The following is a 10078-nucleotide window of genomic DNA, read 5'->3' as shown; positions in this document are numbered from 1 at the left end:
ACAATCCCTTGTCTGGTGGCGATAGCGAAGCGGCCACACCCGTTCCCATGCCGAACACGGAAGTTAAGCGCTTCAGCGCCGAAAGTAGTTGGGGGTCTCCCCCTGTGAGGATAGGACGTTGCCAGGCCATATGAAGGACGACCAAGCACATGCTTGGTCGTCTTTTCTTTTTAGCGACGACGCATTTGCGTCGTCGCTTTTCGTTTGCCTTTTTTTAAATCAGTGATAGAATAAAAACAAAAGTCAAAGATGGTCAGAGGGTGGTGGAGATGAGAAACATATCTGATGTAATCGAACAGTATTTGAAGCAAGTGCTGAAGGAAAGTCAGGCAGAAGCGATTGAAATCAAACGACAAGATATCGCGAAACGTTTTGAATGTGTTCCGTCTCAAATCAACTATGTCATCAATACACGTTTTACGGTCGAAAAAGGCTACCTTGTAGAAAGTAAGCGAGGCGGGGGCGGTTATATTCGAATTCGTCGCGTCATTCTTCATGAGAAACAAGACTTGCTGACGAGTTTAATGGATATTTTACAAGACCATCCTCGCCTGACGGAACAACTTGTTGAAAACATTTTGATCCGTTTATTTGAAGAAGGTATGTTGAGCGAGCGGGATGTCCGTTTACTGTACCACTTGTTGTCCGACGAAACGCTCGGCTTGAACGCCGACGACCGCTATCTGATTCGAAGACAGCAGCTACTCGCCCTGATGAAGTTACTTAGTTATCACTGACGGAGGCTTAAGACATGTTATGCGAACGGTGTAAACGGCGTCCTGCCGTCAATGAAGTCGTTATGTTGGAAAACGGGGTCCCAGTCGAACGAAAACTATGTCGGAACTGTACAGTCGAAGTGATGGCTGGTTACGTTCCTGTCGTGAAGCGGTGTCCAACTTGCCAGATGACACAGAACGAGGTGACGCACCTAAGAAAAGCGGGCTGCGCCTCATGCTACACAGTTTTCCGTGAAGAGTTGATTAAAATGACACGTCAGTACCAGCAAGGGCATGACCATCATGTCGGTTCGGTACCTGACGCGTTACGCACACCGGATGAGCGAATCGGCGAACGTCTTGTAAAGTTAGCAGGGGAGTTAGAACGGGCCGTCGAACAAGAAGATTATGAACGAGCGGCACGAATCAAAAAAGAAATGACGCAACTGAAAGGGCAAGGTGAGGCGTGATGGAGACATTCCTCAAACATCCACTCGGTCCAAAAATGAAAGAACGGGCCAAGCTTGATGATCTTGTCATCTCGACACGAATTCGTTTGGCACGCAATTTAAAAGACACCGTCTTTTCTCCTACATTGTCTCAAGAAGGACAGCGACAGCTATGCGAACGCATCGAGACGGCCTTGGGCGGCTTACAAGGCTTTGAATATCTGCATATGCGCGCCTATGATCAAGTGACGCGGCAAGCTCTCGTCGAAAAGCATTTGATCAGCCCGACGATTGCGGAAAAAGATGAGAGTGCTGTTTTCCTGAGTGAAGACGAGACGATTAGCGTGTTGATTAACGAAGAAGATCATTTGCGCATCCAAACGTTGCTTCCCGGCTATCAAGTCCAAGAAGCGTTCGAACTTGCGAAACGAGTCGACGCGCTCTGTGGTGAGTCGCTCCCATACGCTTTCGATGAAGAGCTTGGTTATTTGACGACGTGTCCGAGCAATATCGGTACCGGACTTCGCGCATCGGTCATGCTTCACCTGCCGGGTCTGACGTTAACGGGACGAATAACTCCTATATTAGTAGAACTTCGCAAACTCGGATACACGATTCGAGGACGTTACGGAGAAGGCAGTGACGCAGCCGGGCGTTTGTTCCAGTTATCGAATCAACGGACGCTTGGCAGCGATGAATCGCAGCTGTTATCTGATTTTATGGAAATTACAGAACAAATCGTCCACGCAGAACGTCAAGCCCGAGAACAGCTCCTAGCCAGTAACCAAGATGAATTGGAAGATCAGTTTTATCGTTCTTACGGGATTTTACGGTATTCCAAATTATTGTCGTCGACAGAGGCGATTGAACGGTTATCCGATTTACATTTAGCGAGTGACCTCGGTATTTTGTCCGACTGGAGTCCACCGCAGTTTCATGATTTGATCGTCCGCCTACAATCAGGTTTCCTACAAAAACATTTCGGGAAAACATTATCTACGAAAGAACGAGATCGCGAACGAGCGACTCTCGTACGTCGAACGTTAGATCATGGTTTAGTTTGATCCAACTTTAAGGAGGTTTTGTCAATGATGTTTGGTCGATTTACAGAACGAGCTCAGCGCGTATTAGCTTTAGCACAAGAGGAAGCGGTACGACTTGGCCATCATAATATTGGTACGGAACATATCTTGCTCGGACTTGTCCGTGAAGGTGAAGGGATTGCTGCCAAAGCGTTGTTCGCCCTCGGTCTAACTTCTGAGAAAATTCAACAAGAAGTCGAGGCGCTGATTGGCCGTGGTTCTGAGAACGGTTCGACAATCCACTACACGCCGCGTGCGAAAAAAGTAATCGAGCTCTCGATGGATGAAGCCCGTAAACTCGGTCATTCTTACGTCGGGACAGAGCATATTTTACTCGGATTGATTCGTGAAGGCGAAGGCGTCGCTGCCCGCGTCTTGAACAACCTCGGTATCAGCTTGACGAAAGCACGGCAACAAGTGCTTCAACTTCTCGGGAACACGGAATCGTCGTCAAACGCATCACAACCAGGCACGAGCGCAGCGACACCGACACTTGATGGCTTGGCCCGTGACTTGACGCAACAAGCGCGTGAGTCACGTCTCGACCCTGTTATCGGCCGTGCCGGTGAAATCCAACGGGTCATCGAAGTGTTGTCTCGCCGGACGAAGAACAACCCGGTATTGATTGGAGAGCCAGGTGTCGGTAAGACGGCAGTTGTCGAAGGACTCGCGCAACAGATCATCAACAATGAAGTGCCGGAGACGCTTCGCAACAAACGCGTCATGGTGCTTGACATGGGTACGCTCGTCGCGGGAACGAAATACCGCGGTGAGTTTGAAGACCGATTGAAAAAAGTCATGGACGAGATTCGCCAGGCCGGCAACGTCATTCTCTTCATCGACGAGTTACACACGTTGATTGGGGCGGGTGGAGCCGAAGGAGCGATCGATGCCTCGAACATCTTGAAACCGTCGCTCGCGCGAGGAGAGCTCCAGTGTATCGGTGCAACAACGCTTGACGAGTACCGGAAATACATTGAGAAGGATGCCGCACTCGAACGCCGCTTCCAACCGATTCAAGTGAATGAGCCGACGACGGACCAGGCTGAACAGATCTTGTTCGGTTTGCGTGACCGCTATGAGGCTCACCACCGTGTCACAATTACGGATGAGGCGATTCATGAAGCGGTTGTCTTATCTGACCGCTATATTTCGGACCGGTTCCTTCCAGATAAAGCGATCGACCTCGTCGACGAAGCGGCTTCGAAAGTTCGCCTCCGTTCATTCACGGCGCCGCCGAACTTAAAAGAGCTTGAAGCACGTCTCGAATCGATCCGTAAAGAAAAAGATGCGGCCGTCCAGAGCCAAGAGTTTGAAAAAGCGGCTTCGCTTCGTGATACAGAACAGAAGCTTCGCGATGAACTCGAGCATCTCAAATCAGAATGGCAGAACAAGCAAGGCAATGAAAAGCTTGAAGTGACGAAAGAAGACATCGCTCAAGTCGTCGCAAGCTGGACGGGTGTGCCGGTGACAAAAATTGCCGAAGAGGAGACAGACCGTCTCCTCAAGCTCGAGTCGATCTTACACGGTCGGGTCATCGGTCAAGATGAAGCCGTCAAATCAATCTCACGGGCAATCCGTCGGGCCCGGGCCGGACTGAAAGATCCGAAACGTCCGATCGGTTCATTCGTTTTCCTCGGACCGACCGGTGTCGGGAAAACGGAACTAGCGCGTGCTGTCGCTGAGGCGCTCTTCGGTGACGAGGATGCGATCATCCGAATCGACATGTCGGAGTATATGGAAAAACACGCGACGAGCCGTCTCGTCGGATCACCTCCAGGGTATGTCGGATACGAAGAAGGCGGTCAGTTGACGGAGAAAGTCCGTCGTAAGCCATACTCGGTTATCTTGCTTGATGAGATTGAGAAAGCTCACCCTGAAGTGTTCAACATCTTGCTCCAAGTGCTCGATGACGGGCGTCTGACCGACTCGAAAGGTCGTACGGTCGACTTCCGCAACACGGTCATCATCATGACGTCAAACGTCGGTGCGGCTGCACTTAAACGAAACAAATATGTCGGCTTCACCGTCGAAGATGACGTGAAACGTGAATATACGGAAATGAAAGATAAAGTCATGGAAGAATTGAAGAAAGCGTTCCGGCCTGAGTTCTTGAACCGGATCGACGAGATCACCGTCTTCCATTCGCTTCAAAAAGAGCATATCCAAGAAATCGTCAAACTTATGGCGAAGACGCTCACAGACCGACTTGGCGAGCAAGGCATCGATTTCACTTTGACAGAATCGGCGCTTGAGAAGATTGCCGTCGTCGGCTATGACCCTGAGTACGGGGCTCGTCCGCTCCGCCGTGCGCTCCAACGCGAGGTGGAAGACCGACTCTCAGAATCGATGCTCAGCGGGGAAATCACGAAAGGCAGTAAAGTGGCTCTCGATGTTCAAGACGGTGAATTCATCGTCCGCAACGAAGGTGTCGTCCAGTAAATACGGAGCTCCCTCTCTCTTGTGAGGGGGCTTTTTTAGACAGAAGGGAATAACATGGCAAAAATTAAAACGAAGTACGTATGTCAGTCTTGTGGATATGAATCCCCAAAATGGATGGGTCGTTGTCCGGGATGTAACGAGTGGAACACGCTCGTCGAAGAATTTGTTGAAGAAAAGAAAGCGAAACGGGGAGCTGCGTTCGTCCATAGCTCGTCGCGACAACTGAAGCCAGAGCGTCTCTCAGACGTCGTTTCCCAAGAAGAAACACGTGTGCATACGAACAGTCAAGAGTTCGACCGGGTGCTCGGGGGCGGAATTGTCCCGGGCTCGCTTGTCCTCGTCGGTGGGGACCCGGGGATCGGGAAGTCGACAATTCTCCTGCAAGTGAGTGCACATCTCGCCCATAGCGGTCGGAAAGTGCTATATATTTCTGGGGAAGAATCGTTGAAGCAGACAAAGCTGCGCGCAGAACGACTAGGGTTACCGACGCAGGATTTATACGTTCTCGCCGAGACGGACATGCTCATGATCGAACGGGTCATCGATGAAGAGGAACCTGGGTTCGTCATTATCGACTCGATTCAGACGGTATACATGGATGAAATCCAATCGGCGCCAGGCAGCGTCGCCCAAGTGCGTGAATGTACGGCTGCGCTCATGAAAATTGCCAAGACACGAGGGGTCGCCGTCTTTATCGTCGGCCACGTGACGAAGCAAGGATCGATTGCCGGACCGCGTCTGCTCGAGCATATGGTGGATGCTGTTCTGTATTTTGAAGGAGAACGTCACCACACGTTCCGGATTTTACGGGCCGTCAAAAACCGGTTCGGTTCGACGAACGAGATTGGAATATTCGAGATGAAAGAAGGCGGTCTTGAGGAAGTGCTCAACCCGTCAGAGATTTTCCTCGAAGAAAGGACGGCGGGCGTCTCAGGCTCGACGGTCGTCGCGTCGATGGAAGGGACACGGACGGTACTCGTTGAGCTGCAAGCACTCATTTCCCCAACGTCGTTCGGGAACCCGCGCCGGATGGCAACGGGAATCGACCAAAACCGGGTCGCCCTTCTCATGGCCGTGCTGGAGAAACGTTCGGGTCTCTTGCTTCAAACGCAAGATGCTTATTTGAAGGCGGCGGGCGGGGTCAAGCTCGATGAACCGGCAATCGATTTGGCGATTTGTATTTCCATCGCCTCGAGTTTCCGGGACCGTCCGACTCGTCCGACCGATGTCTGCATCGGCGAGGTCGGATTGACCGGGGAAGTGCGCCGTGTGTCACGGATTGAGCAACGTGTCGCGGAAGCGGCCAAGCTCGGTTTCACGCGTGCGATTATTCCGAAGAATAACCTAGGGGGCTGGACCGCCCCGCCTGGTATCGACGTGGTCGGTGTCAGTACTGTCGATGAAGCGCTCCAACTTGCCATCCCGTTCTGACGGGGCGCTTCCGGCAGTTTTTAACGCTTTGTAACGAACGGATTTAAAAGAACCGTGTTACAATATAAGTGTTATTTTTTTGAAATTTTAATTCAATAGAAGGAGGTGGAATGAGTGAAGATTGCAGTGCGACTCGGATTTATTTTGATTGGACTCGTCGTCGGATGGTTTGGCATGATCGAAGCGATGGTGCTTCTTGATGACCTCGGTGTCAGCGTGCCGGCATGGTTGACGATTCCTTACGTTGCTAGTTTGATTGGTGGACTTATCTTCTTCATTCTCAGTTTATTTTTGACCGATGTGATCGTCAAATTTATCCGTTTTGTCGAAGAACGGCTCGTCCGTTTACCGGTCGGCGATATTTTATTCGGCTCGATCGGATTGATCATCGGTTTATTGATTGCCTTTTTGATCAGTGTATCGCTTGAGGTCACAGGCATCTTCTTACTCAGTAAGATTGTACCGATTTTTGTGACTGCCCTGTTCGGTTACTTTGGATTTGCCGTTGGTTACCGGAAGCGGAACGAATGGATCAAGTTGTTCGTGAAAAGTGAACGGGACAAGCCGGAAGCGGAACCATTACGCCGCTCTAACGATAAAATATTAGATACAAGCGTAATCATCGATGGTCGGATCGCCGATATTTCGAAGACCGGATTCATCGAAGGGACACTCATCGTTCCTCAGTTCGTCATCGGAGAGTTGCAGTACATCGCCGACTCGTCGGATACGCTTAAACGGAATCGAGGCCGACGCGGTCTGGATATTTTAAAAGAGCTCCAAAACAACGATCGAATCGAGGTCGAGATTTACGATGGTGACTTTGAAGACGTGGCCGAAGTCGATATTAAATTGATCAAGCTCGCCGAGTTAAAAAAAGGCATCGTCGTGACGAACGATTACAACTTGAATAAAGTGTGTGAAGTCCGAAACGTACCGGTGCTCAACATTAATGATTTGGCCAACTCGGTCAAACAGATCGTCATTCCCGGAGAAGAGATGGTCGTGACGGTCATCAAAGAAGGGAAAGAACAGAACCAAGGGGTCGCTTACCTCGAAGACGGGACGATGGTCGTCGTCGAAGGCGGACGCAAGCTCATCTCGAAGACGCTCCCTGTCGTCGTGACGAGCGTACTCCAAACATCCGCGGGCCGAATGATTTTTGCTCGCCCTGAATAAGTATGGAAAAAGAGACGCATCAGCGCTCTCTTTTTTCACGAAGAGAGGTGAACGTGATGGTACGTTACACGGTAGTCATCCCGGCTGCCGGGAAAGGCAAACGTATGGGAGCCGATGAGAATAAGTTGATGTTGTCGCTCCAAGGAAAACCGATCATCGTCTGGACCGTCGAGGCGTTTGCGAGAGACACATGGTGTGAACAGATTGTTCTGGCGATTCGTCCGGAAGAAGAAGCCTGGTTCGCGCATGAGTTACGTCACGTCCCGACGCCGATTACGTACGTGGCAGGCGGGGAAGAACGGCAACAGAGCGTTCGAGCCGGTTTACAGACAATCGACACGGACGGAGTTGTGTTGATCCATGACGGGGCCCGGCCGTTCGTTCGAATCAGTCAGTTGCATCAAGTAGCGGAAGCGGCTCAGACGAAAGGGGCCATTTTAGCCGTTCCTGTGAAAGATACGGTGAAACAAGTGACCGCGGGGACGATTACGCAAACTGTTCCCCGTGAGACGCTTTGGCTCGCTCAGACACCGCAAGCGTTTCCTGTGGCTGACATCCGGGCGATTCATGACCAGGCAGAATCATCCCAATTCATCGGGACTGATGATGCGAGCTTGTTCGAGTGGTCAGGTAAAGAAGTCACCGTCATTCCAGGTGACTATCACAACATAAAAATGACGACCCCCGAGGATTTGTTGTTCGGGGAAGCGATCTTGACGAAGGAGGACTATCGATGAGAATCGGACAAGGTTTTGATGTACATGCGTTCGCAGAAGGGCGCCCGCTTATATTAGGAGGGATCGAGATTCCCCACGACCGCGGTTTGCTTGGACACTCGGATGCCGACGTGTTACTTCACACCATCGCAGATGCGGCGCTCGGTGCCATCGCGGCAGGGGATATCGGCAAACACTTCCCGGATACGGATCCCGAGTTTAAAGATGCAGACTCGAAAGTGTTGCTCCAACACGTATGGCAACTCGTCAAGGCAGAAGGGTATGTGCTCGGCAACGTAGACGCGACTGTTATGGCGGAACGGCCGAAGCTCCGGACGTATATCGATGACATGCGCGCGGTCATCGCCGAACTGCTTGAAGCTGATATTAGCCAAGTGAACGTGAAAGCGACGACGACGGAACGGTTAGGTTTCACGGGACGTGAAGAAGGAATCGCCGCCCAGGCGGTCATCTTGCTCAACCGTGCTTGAAAAAAGTGGTATACTATTTGGGCAGAAGAGAAGAAAGGTGGAAATATTATGAGTGAAGTGCGTGTACGCTATGCGCCAAGTCCGACGGGTCACCTTCATATCGGGAACGCCCGGACCGCGCTATTTAACTATTTATATGCTCGCCACGCAGGCGGGAAAATGATTCTTCGGATCGAGGACACGGATCAAAAACGAAACGTCGAGAACGGTGTCGAAAGTCAGATGAAGTACTTGGAATGGCTCGGTATCGAGTGGGATGAAGGTCCGGGTCGCGATGGCGATTACGGTCCATATTTCCAAATGGAACGACTCGACATCTACAACAAATACGTGAACGAGTTGATGGACAAAGGGCTCGCTTATAAATGCTACATGACGTCAGAAGAACTCGAAGCGGAGCGCGAGGCACAGATCGCACGCGGTGAAGCACCACGCTACTCGGGAGCACATCGCGACTTGAGCGACGCTGAGCGCTCGGCGTTCGAAGCCGAAGGACGAAAGCCGTCGATTCGGATTCGAGTGCCAGAACAGGTTACGTACAAATGGATAGACGTTGTCAAAGGCGACGTTTCGTTCGAGTCGAAAGACTTCGGAGACTGGGTCATCGTCAAGCAAGACGGGATCCCGACGTACAACTTTGCCGTCGTCGTCGATGACTACTTGATGAAAATCAGCCACGTGTTGCGCGGGGATGACCATATCGCGAACACACCGAAACAGATGATGGTATACGATGCACTCGGATGGGAGTGTCCGACGTTCGGTCACATGACATTGATCTATAACGAGAACCATAAGAAGCTCTCGAAACGTGATGAGTCGATCATCCAGTTCATCGAACAATATGCAGACCTCGGATATCTCCCTGGTGCGCTCTTCAACTTCATCTCGCTTCTCGGTTGGTCTCCAGTCGGTGAAGAGGAAATCTTCACGAAAGAAGCGTTCATCGACATGTTCGACGCGGGCCGTCTATCGAAGAGTCCGGCCGTATTCGACCAGCATAAGCTCGCTTGGATCAACAGTGTCTACATGAAGCAGGCTTCGCTTGACGAAGTGGTGGCACTCAGTTTACCATTCTTACAAGAAGCAGGACGATTGCCTGAAGCCTTGTCAATGGAAGAGGCGGACTGGGCCACAGCGCTCATCGCTCTTTATAAAGAACAAATGACACACGGTGCCGAAATTGTACCGTTGACAGACTTGTTCTTTAAAGACGAGGTCGAGTATGACGAGGCGGCGAACGCGGTGCTTGCCGGTGAAGCGGTGCCGGCTGTACTCGCCGAGTTCAAAACGCAGCTCGAGGCGATCGAAGACTTCACACCGGAAGCTGTCAAAGCGGCTACGAAGGCCACTCAAAAAGCGACTGGGCAAAAAGGAAAGAACTTGTTCATGCCAATCCGTGTCGCCACGACCGGACAAACACATGGACCAGAACTTCCAAACGCGATTGCGCTGATTGGCAAAGAGCGTGTGTTGGCACGTCTCACAACATTATTAGCTTAAAGGCAACGATGAGGAAAGTAAGCGGGTTGACACTTGTCAGAGACTAGAACCTAGGCTGGAAGTTCTAGA

The 10078-nt window shown here is 51.2% G+C and carries 9 protein-coding genes, 1 rRNA gene and 1 other annotated feature (1 of these 11 running past the window's edge); all 10 genes read left to right on the top strand.

All coding sequences use genetic code 11. The annotated features are described in order from the left end of the window. The first annotated feature begins 11 nt into the window (after window positions 1–11). The 10 genes from rrf (at window position 12) to gltX (ending at window position 10009) form a co-directional block, all read left to right on the top strand. Window positions 12–127 (top strand): 5S ribosomal RNA (gene rrf, locus EVJ29_RS14450). A gap of 142 nt (window positions 128–269) precedes the next feature. Then, a complete protein-coding gene (locus tag EVJ29_RS14445; RefSeq protein ID WP_070329265.1) occupies window positions 270–737 on the top strand; it encodes a CtsR family transcriptional regulator in 468 nt (155 codons plus the stop codon). A 14-nt stretch (window positions 738–751) separates the two neighbouring features. Then, entirely contained in the window at window positions 752–1186 is a 435-nt protein-coding gene (locus tag EVJ29_RS14440) for a UvrB/UvrC motif-containing protein (protein ID WP_131466506.1), read from the top strand. Then, window positions 1186–2229 carry a protein arginine kinase gene (locus EVJ29_RS14435; protein ID WP_070329263.1) on the top strand — a complete coding sequence of 348 codons (1044 nt, stop codon included), beginning with the start codon at window positions 1186–1188 and terminating at the stop codon, window positions 2227–2229. The genes EVJ29_RS14440 and EVJ29_RS14435 overlap by 1 nt, the downstream gene beginning before the upstream one ends. 24 nt (window positions 2230–2253) lie before the next feature. Further along, the gene (clpC, locus tag EVJ29_RS14430; RefSeq protein ID WP_070329262.1) at window positions 2254–4689 is read left to right on the top strand and encodes an ATP-dependent protease ATP-binding subunit ClpC; all 2436 of its coding nucleotides are present in this window, start codon (window positions 2254–2256) and stop codon (window positions 4687–4689) included. Window positions 4690–4743: 54 nt separating this feature from the next. Beyond that, on the top strand, window positions 4744–6120 hold the full coding sequence (gene radA / locus EVJ29_RS14425; protein ID WP_131441626.1) for a DNA repair protein RadA: 1377 nt from the start codon (window positions 4744–4746) through the stop codon (window positions 6118–6120). 114 nt (window positions 6121–6234) lie between these two features. After that, window positions 6235–7299 carry a PIN/TRAM domain-containing protein gene (locus EVJ29_RS14420; protein ID WP_070329260.1) on the top strand — a complete coding sequence of 355 codons (1065 nt, stop codon included), beginning with the start codon at window positions 6235–6237 and terminating at the stop codon, window positions 7297–7299. Window positions 7300–7355: 56 nt separating this feature from the next. Then, on the top strand, window positions 7356–8036 hold the full coding sequence (ispD, locus tag EVJ29_RS14415) for a 2-C-methyl-D-erythritol 4-phosphate cytidylyltransferase (RefSeq protein WP_201739024.1): 681 nt from the start codon (window positions 7356–7358) through the stop codon (window positions 8034–8036). After that, window positions 8033–8506 carry a 2-C-methyl-D-erythritol 2,4-cyclodiphosphate synthase gene (gene ispF, locus EVJ29_RS14410; protein ID WP_131466502.1) on the top strand — a complete coding sequence of 158 codons (474 nt, stop codon included), beginning with the start codon at window positions 8033–8035 and terminating at the stop codon, window positions 8504–8506. The genes ispD and ispF overlap by 4 nt, the downstream gene beginning before the upstream one ends. Before the next feature lie 45 nt (window positions 8507–8551). After that, window positions 8552–10009, top strand: coding sequence for a glutamate--tRNA ligase (gltX, locus tag EVJ29_RS14405; protein WP_201739025.1), 1458 nt, complete (start codon window positions 8552–8554; stop codon window positions 10007–10009). Further along, window positions 10006–10078: a binding site (T-box leader), on the top strand; it runs 131 nt beyond the window's last position. Its footprint overlaps the gene before it by 4 nt.

Origin of the sequence: Exiguobacterium sp. SH4S7 (assembly GCF_004336795.1) — a bacterium.
GTDB lineage: Bacteria > Bacillota > Bacilli > Exiguobacteriales > Exiguobacteriaceae > Exiguobacterium > Exiguobacterium aurantiacum_A.
This window is presented reverse-complemented; position numbering and strand designations above follow the sequence as displayed.